Raw genomic sequence first — 18663 nt, forward strand, 5'->3', positions numbered from 1 at the left:
CAGACAGGCCTTAAAAATCTTACCCGTCTGTTCGAGCGTGCACACTTAAACTATTGAACCGCCGTATACGGAACCGTACGTACGGTGGTGTGAGAGGTCGGAGAAATTATCTCCTCCTACTCGATTGGCCAGAACGAGAAAATGCTATGTGAACTACTCACCATTGAAATGGTAAGCTTCTGGGAACACCGCTCGCTTACTTTGAGAAGACCAAAGCAGAGGCCACGGCTGTTAACCAGGGCTCATTCCGAGCCCATAGATTGTTTGTTTAACCAAAAGCGAGACGTTCAATATTTTTAGCCGCATTGACATCCCGGTCGTGGTGCGTGCCGCATTGTGGGCAGGTCCATTCTCTCACGTTGAGGGGCTTCTTCCCATCGTCATACCCGCACGTGGAACAGAGCTGTGACGTTTTGTACGGATTCACAAGCCTGAGTTCTTTACCGTACCACGCACACTTATAGATGAGCTGCCACCGGAGCTCGCCCCATGCCTGGTTGGCGATCGCCCGGGCGAGTGTATGATTCCGAAGCAAATTTTTGGTTTTCAAGTTCTCCAGGGCGATCCGGTCATACGTTTTCACGAATTCGGTCGTCAATTTATGAAGCTTGTCCATCCGCTGGTTCGCTATTTTTTCATGAATCAGAGCGACTTGAAGGCGGGCTTTGGCTACGTTTTTAAAATCCGCCAGGGTGCGGGGTACGGGCAGCTTTTGGTGGTGGTCCCATGCAATAGCTTTTTTCGCCAGCCGTCGCCGCCGGGCTAATGTTCGCTGCCACAGGCGGAGCTTACGGGCTAAGCCTTGATCAAAACGAGTGGTGGGCCGTCGAAGACCCTCCACGGAACCCACGAGCAGGTCTTTTACGCCTAGATCATAGCCGACGGTTTTGCCAGTTTTGGGGAAGGCTTGGTTTTCGCCTTCCATGGTTAAGACGGCAAAATATTTCCCTGTCGGCGTGCGGCTCAGGGTGACTTGTTTGATCGTTTCAGGGATCTGTTGTCCTGCTTTAAAGCGAAGGATCCCCAGTTTTGGCAGGCGAATCCCATGATGGCCGATGGGCTGGATGTTGCCACTCACAAATTTCGAGGTATAGCTTTGCTTGAAGGCGTGTTTGGCTTTGAACTTGGGATGCCCTTTTTCTTTTTTAAAGAACGCGTGAAAGGCGTCTATTAAATGCTGATTGGTAACCTGCAAGCTGGTGCTCTCCGCTTCTTTAAGAAAGGGATGTTCCTTTTTCAGCAAGGGAAGCAAGTGATTCAGAGAATAAGCAGTCAAAAAAGAAGCCTTGGGATTATTTTCATGCCGCTCATTGAGCATTGCCAGCATCTGATTCCAAACAAAACGCACACAGCCAAAGTTTTGAGCCAATTGCTGGCGTTGCTGTTTGTTGGGATAGATTCTCAATTTCAAACCCTTCGTAACCATGGGCTCACCTCCCTTCAGGAATGATTATAGCACATTTGTTCTCATTTCAACACGGGATTGAGAGGTTATCTCTTGCCAGTACGGGATTGCCCAAGATGTAGATTCATCTCGTCATTAAAATGACGAGTTTTCTCTGCTGGTAACCCTTAATAAAGTTACTTAAACTTAATGAGTAAGCCACATTTTCATGTTTTAAATTTGTCCCTTTTTAAAAGTTAAAAAAATACCTGAGAAGGAGTTTATAATAGATAATAGACGAGGTCTGTAATAGCCAACTCTTTAGATTTTTTTTGAACGGCAGGGCCTAATTGCATCACAGCCCTGTTTACCATGTAGTTAACGGGTGATTGGCCACAGAGAATGATGCATTACATTTACTGAAAAGTACCATTAAAGGTATAATCCTATGAATATTAATCTTTCAATTTTAAAAAACAAAAATTTTTTGCTGTACTCAACATCTCAGTGGATAAACTCATTAGGAGATGCGGTGTTTGTCATTGCGTTGACTTGGCTGTTAGTTCAGTCGACAGGTTCACCTGTAGTTGTTGGGAGTTACTTGTTCATACTTGGCATCGTAAAATCGATATTTATATTGTTTGGCGGCGTCATTGTTGATCAAGTGGACTCTCGTCGATTAATGATTTTCTCAGACTTAGCCAGAGGAGTATTGATGTTTTTATTCTTCATCCTTAATCTCAACAGTATTCCGCCCATTTGGATTTTTTACCTCATTGCTGTCGTTTTTGGAATGGTCGATTCAGTAGCGGAGCCTGCTGAAATAACGTCTGGTACTCGTATAGTAGATAAAGGGCACTACTCGCAATCCTTGAGTATTTTAATGGTCACTGGAAATGTGTCAACAATAATTGGGCCAATGCTCGGCGCATGGCTTTTTTATTTGGGAGGTCCTCAAACAGCCATTTTTACTAACGGCATTTCATACATCATTTCAATCATTCTCCTGCTATTCGTAAGATTCCGTCAAACTGAAAGTAAAAATGATCAGACCGTAGGCGGAATTCTTTTAGGCTTGCTTGAAGGCTTTAATTGCTTTATTAAAACCAAAATTATTATAGTTATGGCTTTGCAAACATTTTTTACGAATGCGGCAGTCAGTGCAACTGTTGTGGCTGTACCTTTTCTGCTAAGGGATATGGGATATGGGGTTTGGGGTTCGTGAATACGGCATAGTAAACACAAGCCTTGGTGTAGGAAGCGCCATTGGTGCGGTTGCTTTTTCATTAATTGTTATCAAAAATCCTAGACCCTCAATGGTTTTATTAACCGTATTCTTACAAGGAATCACATTGTCTTTTATAGGTTTATCCAATCATCTGTGGCTAATCCTTATATTTTATATAATCATTGGTATTGAGGAAGCAGCGATTAATATTCTTGCTCCGAGTGTTAATCATGTGATTATACCTCAAAGAATTTTTGGACGGGTTTTAAGCGTCATGATATTGATGATGACTATATCGCAGCCTTTTTCACAGGCTGGTGCAGGATGGCTTATGGAGACGATACATCCTCAATATATTTTTATTGGTTCGGGAATCATGGAAGTTTTGGTCGCTCTCGTCACCTTTTCGTTCCCTGTTATCCGTAATCATTCAGTTGGGAACATCAAGTAATTCATTTACTGACACCTGTTAATTCATCCCGTATATATTTCAAAAGTACAAGAAATAAAGCCTAGTTTTCAAAGCTTAAATTAATACCCCGTAGCGATAAACCCTTCTAAAAAACATGGATTTAAAATGAAAGTATCTATTAGAACGATAAAATCTCTTGAAGGCGGTCAGTGTTTCAATATTATTGTTATGGAGAGATATAAGGATTAACTGGTATTCTAGCTCCTTCATGTTACAGTAGAAGAATATCTCGGAAAGGATAGCCATTAATGAATATCTTGAGAATTGCTGATTTGACCAATGATCAAATAGATGAAATATTTGACCTTGCAGACAATATAAAAAATAGAAATACAAACGTTCCTTCATTGGATGGGAAGACGTTCATTTTATTCTTTCCAGAATCGAGTATTAGAACAAGAATTACCTTTGAAAAGGGTATTATGGATATGGGGGGAAGGAGCATCATATTCCCTCCAGAAGCGCTCAACAAGAAGGAAAGGCTAGAGGACGTTATTAAATATATTGAAAACTGGGCTGATGGGGTTATTGTTCGCCATACAGATATTTCTACGATTATTGAATTGTCTAAATATGCTTCGATACCAATTATTAATGCGATGACTTCTGAAAATCATCCATGTGAAATTCTAACTGATTTATACACAATCACCAGAAAAAAGTTAAATTATAAAGAACTTGTTTACACGTTTGTTGGTCCTGCCAGCAATATTTCCAGAACGTGGATGGAAATAGCAAAAGTGATGGATCTTAACTTTATTCAGGTTTGCAAGAGAGGATTTGAATTAGGAAAAGACACACAAAACTATATATTTCAAACTGAGCTGCAGTCTGTTCTTCCAGTGAGTGATGTTATTCTAACAGATTCTTTGCCGAGAAGTTTAAAAACAGAAGAGTACATAAAAAAATATCAAATAACTCTGGAAAGAATGCGGTTAACAAAACCCATGTCTCTATTAAATCCCTGTCCACCTTTTTTCAGAAATGAAGAAGTCAGTGATGATGCAGTTTCCTCAGAATATTTCGTGGGGTATGATTTTAAAAAGAACTTAATATTTGTGCAGCAAGCTATCATTTTGTACTGTCTGACGCATTAAATATCCGCATTGTATTATTCGTGTCGCATCTGTAGAAACGAATGGCAAATGAAATGATGATGACCATTTCGCGGCCTTTTTCACAGGCTGGTGCAGGATGGCTTATGGAGACAATACATCCTCAATATATTTTTATTGGCTCGGGAATCATGGAAGTTTTGGTCACTCTCGTCACCTTTTCGTTCCCTGTTATTCGTAATCATTCAGTTGGAAATATCAAGTAATTTATTTACTGATCTAATTAGAAAAAGAGATGCTTGTACCAGTAGAAAAAGTAGAAAAGGGAGAATCAATAGATTGGAGAAATTTAAGGAAGGTGTTCACTTTGGATCTTTTCAATCTCATCTCAGATTTTTTTAGTCTCCTATTCAGTTCTCAATACCGGATACAGAGTAATCTTGAATACCTTGAGGGAGAGGAGTGGTTTAAACGGCAATATGGACGGAAACTTTTAAATGATAGTAAGTTCAGACGATTTATTAAGAGATACAATTTAAAGAAAATATTCAGTGACAATGAGAAGAAAGAGAAGTTTAAGCTGGAACTGAAACAATGGGTTGTAGTGAATAAAAGATAGTATTACCTCGATTCGAGGTACGTGTTTAATCCGTAATAGACAAAACGGTGCGGTAACATTAACCTGTTCATCAAGAGGCGAATGAAGTGGAAATTATTGAAAGAGAGCCAGACTCTACAGATGCGCTTGTATTAATGAACGAACTTTCAAGCATATTGGAAGGGATTACGGGAGACAGTGGCCGCAATTCTTTTAATAGCGAAGATGTGCGCAGGCCGCGCTCATTGTTTGTCATTGCGTATATTCAAGGAGAGGCTGTGGGATGCGGAGCCATACGGCCTATTGATAAAAATACAGCAGAGGTGAAACGTATGTACGCGAAGTTAAAGAGAAAAGGAATAGGAAGTAAGATATTAGATTATCTGGAGAATGAAGCTCATAAGATGGGGTATAAAAAATTAATTCTTGAAACGAGACAGATAAACCAAAAAGCCGTTCAATTTTACAAAAGTAAGTCTTACCTTCGTATTCATAATTATGGAAAGTACATTGGTTGTTCTGAAGCAGTTTGTTTTGAGAAAAGCCTGAACGACTGGCACTGATTGAGGAAAAAAGATTTTTATAATAAAAAATCGGGATCGCATTCAAAGCGTCCCGACTTATCTACAATAACCGTTCACAGTTCTTCAGTTCGCCCAATGTAGTCCAAATGAAAGGCTTCTTTCGAATAATGGATCTTTGTGACACTGGCATTTGGTACTTTATCAATTTTCAATCCATCCGGAAAAAGCACATGTAAAATGCAGCAAATTAACAGTGAATGGCTGACCAATAGAATACTGGAAGCTTCGCTGCTGCTGATCAGATTCTTAAGGTCTTCAATTCTGCTGCTGACTTCTTCAAAACCTTCCGCGTAGTTGATTGTATCCGATTTTTTTATGCCTTCGATTGCTTTAATTTTCAGGTCAATCGGTGATTTCCTGCTCATGCCGGATATGCCGACAGCCAGACCGGCCTGTTCCCACATCTCATCGTTGTTATAGCCTTCAAAACTGCCGAACGCCGCTTCACGCAAAGTTTCAGTCTCAGTTAGAGGGACACTACTATTTTCCGAATAGTTCAGGACCAGCCGCGCTGTTTCTCTGGCTCTCCCTGAATCACTCGTATAGGCGGCATCAAAGGTGATCGGCGTTTCCTTAATCGTTTTTCCCAGTGTTTCAGCCTGCTGTTCGCCCTTCCACGTGAGCGGAGAATCCGCCCAGCCCTGAGAGCGGTTGAGAAGATTGAGAATTGTTTCCCCATGCCTGACTATGTATATATTTTTCATATGCTACCTCCTCTAATTCACCTAAAACCGTGTTATGATTAATGTAATTGATTAACAGATCCATCGTAACATTGATTGAAATGAGTGTAAACGTTTTACTAGGTACAATTTAGCGAGTAAGTATGACTTCAAACGCAGGACATATTTGACAAATTCCTTTGAATGATATATAAAATTATGTGTTAGCACTCATACATGATGAGTGCTAATCTGATGACAGAAACAGTATAAGTGTTACATATGGAATGGATTTAATGAAAAGGGGAGAGTTTAATGCCAACTAAGGAATTTAAAGCAGAATCGAAAAAACTGCTGGATATGATGATCCATTCGATTTATTCCCAGAAAGAGATTTTCTTGAGAGAAATTATTTCGAACAGCAGCGACGCGATTGATAAAATCTACTACAAAGCGCTTGCTGACGACTCACTGAATTTCGATAAGGATGACTATTATATCCGAATTACTCCGGACAAGGATCATCGGACATTGACCATTTCAGACACCGGCATCGGCATGACGGAGGAAGAACTGGAAAATAACCTCGGTACGATCGCGCAGAGTGGGTCATTTAACTTTAAGCACGAAAATGAAGCCAAGGACGGCCATGATATTATCGGCCAGTTCGGTGTCGGCTTTTATTCGGCTTTTATGGTAGCTGATATTGTCACGGTGTTTACAAAAGCGCTGGGCAGTGATCAGGCGTACAAATGGGAATCACAGGGTGCGGACGGTTATTCAATCGAACCATGCGACAAGGATTCGGTCGGAACCGATGTCATTCTGAAGCTGAAGGAAGATACGGAAGACGAAAAGTACGGTGATTTTCTCGAAGAGTACCGGCTGAAAGAGATCATCAAAAAGTACTCCGATTTTATCCGTTATCCGATTAAAATGGAAGTGACGGAAAGCCGACCGAAGAAAGATAACGACAAAGAATTTGAGGAAGTTAAAGAAGAGCAGACCGTCAACAGCATGGTTCCGCTCTGGCGCAAAAATAAGAACGAACTGAAGGACGAAGATTATGAGAATTTCTATACTGAAAAGCACTACGGCTATGACAAACCGCTGAAGTATATCAACATTCAGGCGGACGGCACGGTCCGTTATCATGCGATCCTGTACATTCCGGAAAACATTCCGTTCGACTATTATTCAAAGGAATATGAAAAAGGTCTGGAACTGTACTCGAACGGCGTGCTGATCATGGAAAAATGCGCGGATCTCCTGCCCGATTATTTCAGCTTCGTCAAAGGCATGGTTGATTCCGAAGATTTGTCGCTGAATATCTCGCGTGAAATTCTACAGCAGGACAAGCAGCTACAGCTGATCGCCAAGAACATCAAGCATAAGATCCAGAAGGAACTGGAGAAATTGCTTAAAGATGACCGTGAAAAATATGAAAAGTTCTACAAATCCTTTGGCCGTCAGCTGAAATACGGTGCTTATATGGATTATGGCACGCACAAAGAGGAACTTCAGGATCTGCTGATGTTCTACTCATCAACAGAAAAGAAAATGGTCACACTTGACGAGTATGTCTCCAAAATGCCTGAGGATCAGAAATACATTTATTACGCGGTTGGTCAGTCCAACGAGAAGATCGAAAAATTGCCGCAGACCGAGCTTGTGGCTGATAAGGGCTATGAAATACTTTACTTTACCGATGATGTCGATGAATTTGCCATTAAAATGCTGATGAAATATAAAGAAAAAGATTTCAAATCGGTATCCAGCAGTGATCTCGGACTCGAAAGTGAAGAAGAGAAGAAGGAAAGCAAGGTTGAGGAAGAAGCAAACAAGGGTCTCTTTGAAAAGATGAAGGATATCCTTTCCGACAAGGTCAAGGAAGTTCGTGCGTCAAAGCGACTTAAAACCCATCCGGTTTGCTTTGCGACAGAAGGCGAAGTATCGATCGAGATGGAAAAAGTACTCAATCAGATGCCGAACAATGAGCAGGTCAAGGCAGATAAAATACTTGAATTGAACACGAATCACGAAGTCTTCAAAGCGCTGAAGGCGGCATTCGATCTAAACGATGAGAAGAAGGTCAGCCTCTACACGAATCTGTTGTACAACCAGGCTCTGCTCGTCGAAGGACTTCAGGTTCAGGATCCGGTCGCTTTCGCAAACGATATCTGCCAGCTGATGAGCTGAACTATTTTGAACTTGATCCCTGCAATGAACAATTCTTATCTTTAGGCTAAGTTAAAATTTAATGTGGATTTTGCTGCTCTATGGATTGAAGCGGATCGCCCGCGGAAAGTGAGCGCCTGGAGTGGAAAACAACAATTAAGATTAACAAAGCCGTATCTAAAAAACCCGCTGTTTCTTAAAAATCGGAAACAGCGAGTTTTTTACATTTAGTCAGTTAAAAATTTTTTTCCAAAGCGATAGTGATTGGATGATCCGCGAAAATCGTCTGTGCATGATCGTAGATTTGCACCTGGATTTTTTCACCTTTTTCAAGACTCAGATTCACAGAATCCCTGTTAATTTCAACAGCTAAAATAGTGCCTCTATAGGCAATATGAAAAGCATAACGATTCCATTTTTCCGGAATGGAAGGCCTCAGCGTCAGTCCGTGTTCTTTAATCCGGACGCCGGCAAATCCGAAAACGACAGCCATCCATGTGCCACCCATATTCGCCAGATGTAGCCCGTCTTTCGTATTACCCTGCGTATTGTCGGCGTCAATCCGGGCAGCAACAGAAAAGTAGTGATAGGCCTTTTCAAAATTGCCTAGCCGGGAGGCCATGATACTGAAGATGCAGGTGGACAACGATGAATCGTGCGTCGTAATTTTTTCATAATAATCATAAGAATGACGAATCGTCTCCAGATCCTGCTCCTCTTCGAGCAGAAAGTGGGCAAGTACCGTGTCGGCCTGTTTGCAGACCTGGCAACGGTAAATCGTCAGTGGATGATAGTGCAGAAGGAGGGGGTAGTGATCCTTCGGCGTGTTCTCAAAATCCCACACTTTCTTCTGAAGAAAAGTATCGTCCTGTGGATTAATCTTCAGTTTCCCGTCATAAGGCAGATACATGGCCTTCGAAGCTTTGTTCCAGTCACCGGCTTCATCATCGGACAGCTGCAGCCGGTCAGCTAATTCTTGAAGCAGACCCGGATCATCCATTTTTAAAAGATGGTAAGTTTTTGCCGCCCACATCAGATTAAACTTAGCCATAACGTTCGTGTAATAATTATTGTTCACAATGGCTGTGTATTCATCCGGACCGGTCACATCATCTATTCTGAAATACCCGTCGCTGTAATGGCCGACTTCGATCCAGAGACGGGCTGTCTCTGCTATAATCTCAAACCCATACTTCTTTATAAAATCCAAATCACCGGTCGCCAGATAGTACTGGACACAGCTATAGGCAATATCCGCACTGATATGGTATTGCGCAGTACCTGCAGGAAAAAAGGCCGAGCATTCCGCGCCGGTAATCGTTCGCCAGGCGAAGAGTGCGCCTTTTTGATGGCCCATTGCTCTGGCTCGCGCGAGGGCGTATTCTAGAGTCGTGTAACGGTACCGCAGCAGATGCCGTGCCAGATCCGGATTCGTCAGCGTGAAGAAAGGAAGCATGAAAATTTCAGTATCCCAGAAGAAATGCCCTTCATAGCCTTCCCCGGAAAGTCCTTTCGCGGCAATACTGCTGAACTTATCTCTGCCGGCAGACTGAAGGAGATGAAAGAGGTTGAACCGAATTCCTTCCTGCATCAGGCTGTCGCCTTCAACAATTATATCTGCCGTTTTCCAGAAGTCGTTCAGATAGAGATGCTGCTTCTCAAGCATCTCCGAAAAAGTATTTTCCCGGAGCTCCTTGAGTATTGCGACCCCTTTTTCATCCGGATGTTCCCCATGACGGCGCGTATCGGTATAGATGCTTCGTTTTGTTATGGTCACCGGCTGTGTCAGTTCAAAAGAAAGTGTTGTATCCACTGATTCTTTTGAAGAATCCACGCGTTTTGTGCTGGGAACGGAGGACTCAAGCGAGCTGACGCAGGCAACCTGAAGTCCCGACGTGTGCGTTTGATCAAGTACAATGCTGTGATCACCTTCAGTTCTGCTGGAGATCACATCCAATCCTGTTTCATCGGCGGAGGCGACACGCGAATCATTCTGATCGGAAAAATTATGGATCGCTCCATCAATCGTGGAAACGATTGAAATTTTACCGTTGAAAGTGACGGGTTCCACAGTGAGTTCCATCGCGAAAAGTTCACGATGGACAAAGGATACAAGGCGGTGAAATTTTAGCTTAATTTCTTTGCCTGTCGGCGAACGCCAATAAATTTTCCGTTCCGAAAATCCCTGATCAAAGTAAAGTTTTCGCGAGTACGACAGGATTTCGCCGGTAAAAAGGGAAAAAGGTTCCGCGTCATCACCCAAAAAAATCTGAATGCTCTGTGCATCGATGACGTTCATGATCTTTTGCTTTGTTTCCGGATAGCCAAATGCCTTTTCACCGTAATTGATCGTTGCCTGATCATAAAAAGCGTTAACATAGGCCCCTCTGATTGTCTGATAGTTCTCCGGATAGCCTTCTTCAAAATTTCCGCGCACACCAAGGTAGCCGTTACCCAAAGCAAAGAGGCTTTCGTCGACCAGAAGCTGTTTTTGATTAAGGGATTCATCTGACATCTGCCAGTTCATTCTCTGATTCTCCTTGTCGTTTATTCTTTGACACCACCGCTTGTCAGTCCGGAAACAATCTTTTTCTGGAATAGCAGCACAATGATCAGAGTCGGTATTGTGACAATGATCGTTGCCGCTGAAACCTCGCTCCACAGAATCTGGAATTGTGTGCGGAGGAAAGAGATCGCCACCGGAACAGTGTGGTAATCGGCATCCGAGTTTAAGGTGATCGTCAGCAAAAATTCATTCCAAGCGGCAATGAAGACAATAATCGCGGTCGTAAACACGCCGGGAGCTGCTAGCGGAAAAACGATCTTATATAAAATCTGGATCGGTGTGGCCCCGTCGATTTTTGCCGATTCTTCAAGCGCAAGGGGAATTTCGTTGAAATGAGTGACCAGGATCCAGACCGCGATCGGCAAGGTGATCGTCGAGTAAGGCAGAACAACAGCGTAACTGTTCGTCAGGTGGAGATGGAGAAACATGTTATAGACGGGTCCGACAACGATCATCTGTGGGAACATAGAAACAGCGAGAATGAGCCCCAAAAGTAAATTTTTCCCCCAGAAATGAAAGCGCGAGATCGCGTACGCCGCCAGTGTGGCAATGACAATGATATAAACGGTGGTTGTCGTTGCTACTATAAAGCTGTTTTTTACCGATACTAAGATGTCTTTATTGAAAAGAACCTCATAGTAGGCATGGAGCGTCGGATGCTGTGCAAAAATGCGGAAAGCACCATTGCCGAAGACTTCTCCATCCGGCTTGAAGGATGTGATCAGGATCCAGAAAAAAGGAAAGATCATGCCAAATAGAAACACCAGGATCAGCGCGCCGACGAGAATATTCCATTGATGCTTTGATTTTGTCATTATTCTCACATCCTAGTTCTTGTCCATAAGATTTGTGCCGAGTACTTTAACAAAAATCGTTGCAATCACGGCGACGCAAACAAACATCACCATAACAATCACTGATCCGTACCCGAAATTCGTCTGTCCGAACATGGTCTTGTAGGAATACAGGGACAGAGTCTCTGTAGCGCCACCAGGTCCTCCGTTTGTCAGAACATAAATCAGGTCGAATACCCGGAACGCGTCCAGTGTCCGGAAGAGCAGGGCGACCAGAATCGCCGGCTTGAGCATCGGTAGTGTGACCCTGAAAAACCGCTGAACGCGGCTTGCTCCGTCAATATCCGCTGCCTCATAAATGCTTTCGGGAATGTTCTGCAATCCTGCGAGAAGCAGAATCGCCATATAGGGTGTCGTTTTCCACACATCAGCAATGATCGTCGAAATCATGGCACCAGTTTCAGACAAAAGCAGGTCGCTGGGATTACCGATCAGCCCAATGCTATGGAAAAAGTTAGCGATGATTCCGCTTGACCCGTCATACAGATAACTCCACATGAGCGCGGCGACCGCGGTCGGAATCGCCCAAGGAATTAGTGAAGTGGTCCGGATGATACCCTGGCCGCGGATAGCTTTATTCATAATCATCGCGAGGAACAATCCGAGCACAAATTCGATGAAAACCGAAACGACCGTGAATAATGTGGTCTTCCAGAGCGCGTTGCCGAGCCGCGCGTCAGTAAGTGCCTGCGCATAGCCCTTTAAACCGATAAAATTCGACTGAATAAAGCTTTGTTTATAACCTTTGATAACCTGGGTCAAATTTTTTCCATTGGGTGTTTTATATTTGGCATTGATTTGGTTTATAACCGAAGAAACATTCTGGTAAAGCTTCGTTATATCCCGTTTCTCGGAATTGCTGATTTTCTGAATCTTCGTCTTACCTTTGAATTCCTGCTGCGCTTTGTCGACCTGACTCAAGACTTTATCGACCCGATTCTGATCGGCAGGATTCGTTATATGAGAACGGTCCTCGGTCATGAACAGCTTCACATAAGTCTGTGTTTCATTGAAGAGATCATAGTTATATCGGTCGCTGAGATAGAGCCCGGATTTTTGCTGATTATTCAGCTGGTAATCAAAAAATGTATAGGTGAAAGACTGAATAATCGGCCAGAGCGAAAAAACAGCGATAAAAATCAGTGTGGGGAGGATAAACCACAAAGGTTGCCAGCCACTCTTTTTCATAATGAAACCCTCTTTTCCATACCGCTGAGAGTCTTTTGAAGCAGTTTTTTTAAAAGGCTCTAATTTCCATTAGAGCCTCATGAATTTCAAATATTCAGTTGTTCCCGACTTATTTTCCGATTGCAGACTGGATCGTTTTAACTGCATTATCAAGGCCTGTTCCTGTGCTCAAATACTTGTGTGCGGCGATCTGGATTGTATCGGAAACCTTGCTGTACTTCGGTGAAACCGGACGGGCAATCGTTGTCGAAAGTGCTTTTTGGAAACCGGCATCTGTAAGGAGCGGATTTGCTTTCTGTACTCCTGTATCCTTTAGTAACGCATTATAGCCTGGAAGGTAGCCGCCTTCTGTTGAAAGAATCTTCTGACCTTCCGGACCAGAGACATACTTGACAAAATCCCAAGCACCGGCTGAATTCTTGGAATTTTTGTTAATACCGAGCAGCCACCCGCCGACGGATCCGCCGTTCGGAAGCGGAGCGATGCCAACTTGGCTGACGTTAATTTTCACCCCGTCGCCCTTGGCTTTAATCGTCCCATACTGATAAGGCCAGTTACGTGCGAATACGGAGCTGCCCTGAATGAAGCTCGTCGCCGTTTCCGCTTCCATATAATTCAACAAATCTTTCGGAGATGAGGACGCGGTTGTGAAGTTATGCATTGTCTGAAGGCCACCCTTGATATCCTTATACGAATTGGAGAATTCAGTCAGGTTTACAGTCAGGCCTTCATACTGTTTGGACTGATACACGAAACCTGTCGTCGTTCCACCTTTTCCGGCATATTTTGCCGCCATTGTTCCAAGATCTTTATACGTATAGTTACCACTGACAAGCTTAGCCGCATCAGCTGAACTGACGATGTCCTTGCGGAAATAAAGGAGGCCGACATCCGGGAAGAAGGGAAGTGTAAACTGCTTGCCTTCAACATTGCCTGATGCCATTGATCCTGCATTGAACTGATCCTTATTTAGACCAGCTTTCATCATCAGACTGTCAAGTGGCTGGAGATAGCCGCCACCGGCAAATTCACCCGCCCAGACAACATCCATTGAAATCACATCATATTCGCTGGATCCGCTGGACAGTGAAGTCAGCAGCTGATCGTGCATCTGAGCCGAGTCGTTCGTCATTTGTGTCCATTCAACTTTGTATTTTTTCGACTGTTTGTTATAGGCAGAGATTAAAGCTTTTGTAGCAGGGGTGTTATCGGCTTGCGCCGCGAATTTCAAAATCGTTTTCTTTGCAGGTCCGGAATTTCCGGATCCTGATTTTGCCTGACCGCAGCCCGCCAGCAATCCAATCATTAGTGTAAGCGCTGCCAAAATAGCCATTAATCTTTTTGACATGAAGATGCCCCCTTTTAGTAGATGTGACATATGACATCCAATTGTGTTATACATCACAGTTTGATTTTACATGACCGCATAGTAGAATGATATTAGAAAGGTTGGAATGTTATTAAATATATTCAGTGGGACGGAGATGAATTTTTTATGAGGCCGATTTCAATTGATCCGGGCATCATCCGGCACTTTCTGAAGCACAGAATTGATGAGCAGAGGGAATACTTTCTACATCCGCCATACATTATTGAAACACGCCTTCTTAAGGCTGTAAGCGCAGGAAATTTTGAAACCGCTTACGATCTATTGGAAAAAATCAATCAGCTTGAACGTGCCATGCTGTCTGAAGAACCCGTGCGATCCCTTAAGAATTCCCTTATCTGCTCGTGCACTTTGCTCACCCGCGCTGTAATCGAGGGTGGCGTGCCCCCTGAAGTGGCATTTAATTTCAGCGATGCCAACATTCTTGAGATTGAAAAGATTGACAACCGCAAAGAGTTACTGGCTTTTGAATACACGATGCTTCAGGGTTTTGTACGAAAGCTGAAAGACGTTCTGAGTCAACTCCACAGCTACAGTCATCCTGTTCAGATGACTGTAGAGTATATTCATGAAAAAGTTTTGCAGGATTTCTCAATTCATGATCTGGCCGAACACGTTTACCTCAATCCGAATTACCTGTCCCATCTCTTTAAAAAGGAAGTAGGTTGCTCTCTGACTGAGTTCATTAACCGGGAACGAGTGGAGGAATCCCTTTATTTTCTCGTCCACACAAATAGCAGCGTTTCCGAAATCGCGCTTTTATTTCACTTTTGTAACCAGAGCTATTACTCCTCTTTGTTCCGAAAATACTGCGGTGTGACACCGACAGAATATAGGGAACACAGAGGAGGGAAAGCGAAAATATCAAGAACTCATCAACAAAGCATTGAAAAGGAGGTGTGGATATAGTCACTAACAGTTTGAAAAAACGATAAACAATAACGTAAATCGGAATTCTGGTCGTTTGGATTTTTGCGTCGCATAGATAAGCTTGATAGACGCCCACGTATTTAGGATAGAGAGGAGCAGGTCATAGGTGATCCTTTTCTTCATCGTGCTGAATAGGATCTACACTGTCTCGCCTGACTTCCTCAATAAGATGGGGTCCGTCATTCTTCACAGAATTAACATCTTCCGAAACCTGATAGGCTGCCATTTCTTCTGATGGATAAGGTATGAGCAATTTGCTTAGGGCTTCTCTGTCATGGTTCGAAGGATCAAGCCAGAATTTTTCATCTTCTTTTCTCAGAATCACAGGCATCCGATTATGAATCGGAGCCATCAATTCATTTGCTTCAGTTGTAATAATGGCACATGTGAAAATTTTGTGCCCGTCAGGTGCCGTCCAGGATTCCCAGATTCCGGCCAGAGCAAAGAGTTCTCCAGATTTCAGTTGGAAACGCATCGGTGTTTTCATTTTCTTATTTTCGCTATCGTGCTTCCATTCGTAGAAACCGTCTGCGGGAAGCAGACAACGCCTTTTTAAGAAAGCTTTACGAAAGCTGGCTTTAACTGCAATCGTCTCGGCACGTGCGTTGATCAGTTTGTTACCTATCTTGGGATCTTTTGCCCAGGAAGGGATGAGCCCCCAACGGAGCTGCCCAAAGCGATTATGTCGGCCATCGTTAATAATGGCGTTAATATTTTGTCCGGGAGCGACATTATAACTTGATTTATACTCTTTCTCATTGACCTGATTCGAAATAGCGAATCGGGTCATAATTGATACAAGCGGTACAATCCGCGTAAATCTGCCACACATTTTTACTCACCTCGACCGACAGTTAACTATAAGTTTAGGCAGAGGCTACGCCCGGCCGTACAATCAATTTTCTCATGATCGTTCCATACAGAGTTTCATTCTTATCAATAACCAAACCGGCCTTTCTTATATTATCCAGGGTTCGCCGGTTAATATTTGCGCCCCATAGCCGGACTGTCAGAGGATTCAGCATGTCCATGATCAGCCCGGCAATTGGATTTTCACTGCGCATATGTTCCAGCATCAGAACTTTCCCATCAGGTTTGCACACACGGCGAATTTCCCTGAGACCTTGAATAGGATCAGGTACAGAACAGAATACGCAAGTAGAGACGATAAAATCAAATGTGTTCCCGGGGAAATCCAGTTCCTGAATATCCATCTCCGTTAAATAGATATGATTCTCCGCATTCAATCTCTGAAGTTTCTTCCGTGCCTGATTGAGCATACCTAGACTGAAATCAATGCCTGTCACTTCAGTATCTGAAGGGTAAAAGGGGAGATTGGCACCTGTTCCAATGCCGACTTCAAGTACTTTACCATGTATAGAAGAGAGGAGAGCCCGGCGCCAATCGTCCTTGATCATCCGATCCATGGAATTGTAGATCCCTGATACCCGGTCATACCTTTTCTGAATCGCCCGGTTCAAATCAACCATTCTGACGGATCCCTCCAACGTGCTTTTTTATATCATAACTTAATAACGAGGGAAGTCATACCATACGATATTGAAAATGGAAGCAAGATTTGTCGATAAAAATATGTTCACAAAATGTTCACATATTGAGTGGGAGATGCTATAATGATAGCGCTTACAGAGTTTCTCATTTATTTATACTGTTTTTCGAATTCATTCAGAAAAGAGGTTTTTGAAACATGCATTGGGTGCAAAACTACAACCCTTTTGGAAACATGCTGCTCTCATTTCTTGTGGCCTGTGTTCCCATCGCTTTTTTCTTCTGGGCTTTGGCAATTAAAAAGATGAAAGGACATCTGGCAGGATTGTGCACTGTGCTCATTGCTGTTTTTGAAGCGATTATTGTCTACAGAATGCCCGTTGTTCCCGCTGTATCTGCAACGATTTACGGGGCGTTTCAGGGGCTCTGGCCAATCGGTTGGATTATTGTGACAGCCGTTTTTTTGTACAAACTGACCGTTGCATCCGGACACTTCGGACTGATCCGCGATTCAATCGCATCAGTGACGGAAGACCGTCGTCTTCAGGCTCTTCTGATTGCCTTCTCATTCGGTGCTTTTCTTGAGGGGACAGCTGGATATGGTACGCCTGTTGCGATTGCCGGAGGTTTGCTGGCTGGGCTCGGATTCAACCCATTTTACGCGGCAGGGCTCTGCCTGATCGCCAATACGGCTCCGGTTGCCTTTGGTGGGGTCGGCATACCGATCCTGACCTCTGCACAGGTTACCGGCATTGATGTTCACTCGCTAAGCCAGATGGTCGGACGGCAGGTTCCGTTTTTGTCCATTTTTGTCCCGTTCTGGCTCGTTTTTATCATTGCCGGATGGAAGAAAACAATCGAGGTTTTACCTGCGATTCTTGTCTGCGGTGTCTCATTCGCAGTCACACAATATTTTACTTCCAACTATCTCGGGCCAGAATTGCCGGATATTGCTTCTGCTATTGTCAGCATGGTCGCTCTGACTGCTTTCCTTAAAGTATGGAAACCAAAGACAATCTTCCGGTTCAAGGATGAGAAACCTGTCCTATCTTCGTCATTTGGAGGTCTGCCAGAGCAGGCAGCTGCACTGGATAAAACTGAGCACCATCCACTGGGCAGAGTCCTGCAGGCATGGGCACCATTCGCAGTCCTAGTCGTAGTCATTTGTCTCTGGGGTGGATCGGATGCAGTAAAAAATGCGCTCGGCAAGCTGACCATGCTGATTCCGGTACCCGGTTTGAACGGAATGGTGGATAAAGCGATGCCGATCGTGAACCAGGTGACGCCCTATGCCGCTATTTATAAATTCGACCCGCTTGCCGCCACCGGAAGTTCAATCATGGTCGCCTGCATCATTAGTAAATTTATTCTTCAGCTTTCTTGGAAACAGTGGGTGCAAACGTTTGGTGCAACGCTGAAGTCACTAACTTTTCCTTTAATCATGATCGCTTCAGTTCTGGGCTTCGCTTATATCGACAATTATTCAGGAATGAGTGCGACATTGGGTCTTGGTCTTGCGTCAACTGGCACCGTTTTCCCATTTGTCGCGCCGATTATCGGCTGGTTGGGTGTTTTCCTAACCGGATCGGACACATCTTCAAACGCACTTTTTTCAAACCTGCAGAAGATTACCGGACATCAAATTGGTGTTGATCCGACACTGCTTGTCGCCGCCAACTCGTCTGGCGGTGTTGCCGCAAAAATGATCTCCCCACAATCCATTGCCGTGGCGACAGCTGCCACAGGACAAGTGGGCAAAGAGGGCAGCCTGTTCCTGTTCACGATCAAGCACAGTTTGTTTTTCCTTGCAATCATTGGTGTGATCACGCTGCTCCAAGCCTATGTTTTCCAGTGGATGATTCCTTAATTCTGGTTGGAAACGTGGGACAAATGAAACGAATCAATCTCAGGAAACGCCGCTTATTTGATCAGCGGCGTTTCTTCTTGTGCGCCCGGCATGGACGACAGCTTGGCGGTGAAAGTCCGCTACAGGCTTGGCAGTAGGAACTGTTAGCTGAAGGCAAGGGTGTCCATCGTGAGGTGGAATCTGAAGGAAGCCGGAGGCAAA

Annotated in this window: 15 protein-coding genes; 7 read left to right on the forward strand and 8 right to left on the reverse strand. The window is 43.8% G+C overall.

The features are described 5' to 3' along the window. Positions 1 to 268 precede the first annotated feature (268 nt). Entirely contained in the window at positions 269 to 1426 is a 1158-nt protein-coding gene (locus E4665_RS17100) for an RNA-guided endonuclease TnpB family protein (protein WP_135350018.1), read from the reverse strand. 406 nt (positions 1427 to 1832) lie between these two features. On the opposite strand from E4665_RS17100, the gene E4665_RS17105 reads away from it, so the two are divergent. The 4 genes from E4665_RS17105 (at position 1833) to E4665_RS17120 (ending at position 5300) form a co-directional block, all read left to right on the forward strand. Then, entirely contained in the window at positions 1833 to 2609 is a 777-nt protein-coding gene (locus E4665_RS17105) for an MFS transporter (protein ID WP_135350019.1), read from the forward strand. Then, positions 2590 to 3063, forward strand: coding sequence for an MFS transporter (locus tag E4665_RS17110; RefSeq protein WP_135350020.1), 474 nt, complete (start codon positions 2590 to 2592; stop codon positions 3061 to 3063). The genes E4665_RS17105 and E4665_RS17110 overlap by 20 nt, the downstream gene beginning before the upstream one ends. Positions 3064 to 3332: 269 nt before the next feature. Next, positions 3333 to 4181: an ornithine carbamoyltransferase gene (locus E4665_RS17115; RefSeq protein WP_135350021.1), complete on the forward strand. Its 849-nt coding sequence runs from the start codon at positions 3333 to 3335 to the stop codon at positions 4179 to 4181. 663 nt (positions 4182 to 4844) lie between these two features. Then, positions 4845 to 5300 (forward strand): GNAT family N-acetyltransferase, encoded by a 456-nt coding sequence (locus tag E4665_RS17120; RefSeq protein WP_135350022.1) that lies wholly within the window; start codon positions 4845 to 4847, stop codon positions 5298 to 5300. A 74-nt stretch (positions 5301 to 5374) separates the two neighbouring features. On the opposite strand, the gene E4665_RS17125 is transcribed toward E4665_RS17120, so the two are convergent. Next, complete coding sequence (locus E4665_RS17125; protein ID WP_135350023.1) at positions 5375 to 6025, reverse strand: histidine phosphatase family protein; 651 nt, start codon at positions 6023 to 6025, stop codon at positions 5375 to 5377. 273 nt (positions 6026 to 6298) lie between these two features. On the opposite strand from E4665_RS17125, the gene htpG reads away from it, so the two are divergent. Further along, entirely contained in the window at positions 6299 to 8182 is a 1884-nt protein-coding gene (gene htpG / locus E4665_RS17130) for a molecular chaperone HtpG (RefSeq protein WP_135350024.1), read from the forward strand. A gap of 214 nt (positions 8183 to 8396) precedes the next feature. On the opposite strand, the gene E4665_RS17135 is transcribed toward htpG, so the two are convergent. The 4 genes from E4665_RS17135 to E4665_RS17150 form a co-directional block, all read right to left on the reverse strand. Next, a complete protein-coding gene (locus E4665_RS17135; RefSeq protein ID WP_135350025.1) occupies positions 8397 to 10688 on the reverse strand; it encodes a glycoside hydrolase family 65 protein in 2292 nt (763 codons plus the stop codon). Between the two features lie 20 nt (positions 10689 to 10708). After that, positions 10709 to 11542, reverse strand: a complete 834-nt coding sequence (locus E4665_RS17140) for a carbohydrate ABC transporter permease (RefSeq protein ID WP_135350026.1) — start codon at positions 11540 to 11542, stop codon at positions 10709 to 10711. A 12-nt stretch (positions 11543 to 11554) separates the two neighbouring features. After that, on the reverse strand, positions 11555 to 12769 hold the full coding sequence (locus E4665_RS17145; protein WP_135350027.1) for a carbohydrate ABC transporter permease: 1215 nt from the start codon (positions 12767 to 12769) through the stop codon (positions 11555 to 11557). A 109-nt stretch (positions 12770 to 12878) separates the two neighbouring features. Next, positions 12879 to 14117 carry an extracellular solute-binding protein gene (locus tag E4665_RS17150; RefSeq protein ID WP_135350028.1) on the reverse strand — a complete coding sequence of 413 codons (1239 nt, stop codon included), beginning with the start codon at positions 14115 to 14117 and terminating at the stop codon, positions 12879 to 12881. A 147-nt stretch (positions 14118 to 14264) separates the two neighbouring features. On the opposite strand from E4665_RS17150, the gene E4665_RS17155 reads away from it, so the two are divergent. After that, the gene (locus tag E4665_RS17155; RefSeq protein WP_135350029.1) at positions 14265 to 15065 is read left to right on the forward strand and encodes a helix-turn-helix transcriptional regulator; all 801 of its coding nucleotides are present in this window, start codon (positions 14265 to 14267) and stop codon (positions 15063 to 15065) included. 121 nt (positions 15066 to 15186) lie between these two features. Here the strand turns inward: E4665_RS17155 and E4665_RS17160 are convergent, their stop codons facing one another. Together E4665_RS17160 and E4665_RS17165 are read right to left on the reverse strand one after the other, a co-directional pair. Beyond that, the gene (locus tag E4665_RS17160) at positions 15187 to 15918 is read right to left on the reverse strand and encodes an SOS response-associated peptidase (RefSeq protein ID WP_135350030.1); all 732 of its coding nucleotides are present in this window, start codon (positions 15916 to 15918) and stop codon (positions 15187 to 15189) included. A gap of 34 nt (positions 15919 to 15952) precedes the next feature. Continuing rightward, positions 15953 to 16576: a class I SAM-dependent methyltransferase gene (locus E4665_RS17165; protein WP_135350031.1), complete on the reverse strand. Its 624-nt coding sequence runs from the start codon at positions 16574 to 16576 to the stop codon at positions 15953 to 15955. Between the two features lie 218 nt (positions 16577 to 16794). Here E4665_RS17165 and E4665_RS17170 point away from each other — a divergent pair, with 218 nt between their 5' ends. Continuing rightward, on the forward strand, positions 16795 to 18462 hold the full coding sequence (locus tag E4665_RS17170) for an L-lactate permease (RefSeq protein ID WP_135350032.1): 1668 nt from the start codon (positions 16795 to 16797) through the stop codon (positions 18460 to 18462). Positions 18463 to 18663: the final 201 nt, after the last annotated feature.

Origin of the sequence: Sporolactobacillus shoreae, assembly GCF_004684935.1 — a bacterium.
In the GTDB taxonomy this organism is placed as follows: Bacteria; Bacillota; Bacilli; order Bacillales; family Sporolactobacillaceae; genus Sporolactobacillus; species Sporolactobacillus shoreae.

Excerpts from the sequence above, each read along its gene's own strand:
- E4665_RS17100 (WP_135350018.1), bottom strand. The coding sequence starts at position 1,426 with ATGGTTACGAAGGGTTTGAAATTGAGAATCTATCCCAACAAACAGCAA.
- E4665_RS17105 (WP_135350019.1), top strand. The coding sequence starts at position 1,833 with ATGAATATTAATCTTTCAATTTTAAAAAACAAAAATTTTTTGCTGTAC.
- E4665_RS17110 (WP_135350020.1), top strand. The coding sequence starts at position 2,590 with ATGGGGTTTGGGGTTCGTGAATACGGCATAGTAAACACAAGCCTTGGT.
- E4665_RS17115 (WP_135350021.1), top strand. The coding sequence starts at position 3,333 with ATGAATATCTTGAGAATTGCTGATTTGACCAATGATCAAATAGATGAA.
- E4665_RS17125 (WP_135350023.1), bottom strand. The coding sequence starts at position 6,025 with ATGAAAAATATATACATAGTCAGGCATGGGGAAACAATTCTCAATCTT.
- htpG (WP_135350024.1), top strand. The coding sequence starts at position 6,299 with ATGCCAACTAAGGAATTTAAAGCAGAATCGAAAAAACTGCTGGATATG.
- E4665_RS17135 (WP_135350025.1), bottom strand. The coding sequence starts at position 10,688 with ATGAACTGGCAGATGTCAGATGAATCCCTTAATCAAAAACAGCTTCTG.
- E4665_RS17140 (WP_135350026.1), bottom strand. The coding sequence starts at position 11,542 with ATGACAAAATCAAAGCATCAATGGAATATTCTCGTCGGCGCGCTGATC.
- E4665_RS17145 (WP_135350027.1), bottom strand. The coding sequence starts at position 12,769 with ATGAAAAAGAGTGGCTGGCAACCTTTGTGGTTTATCCTCCCCACACTG.
- E4665_RS17150 (WP_135350028.1), bottom strand. The coding sequence starts at position 14,117 with ATGTCAAAAAGATTAATGGCTATTTTGGCAGCGCTTACACTAATGATT.
- E4665_RS17155 (WP_135350029.1), top strand. The coding sequence starts at position 14,265 with ATGAGGCCGATTTCAATTGATCCGGGCATCATCCGGCACTTTCTGAAG.
- E4665_RS17160 (WP_135350030.1), bottom strand. The coding sequence starts at position 15,918 with ATGTGTGGCAGATTTACGCGGATTGTACCGCTTGTATCAATTATGACC.
- E4665_RS17165 (WP_135350031.1), bottom strand. The coding sequence starts at position 16,576 with ATGGTTGATTTGAACCGGGCGATTCAGAAAAGGTATGACCGGGTATCA.
- E4665_RS17170 (WP_135350032.1), top strand. The coding sequence starts at position 16,795 with ATGCATTGGGTGCAAAACTACAACCCTTTTGGAAACATGCTGCTCTCA.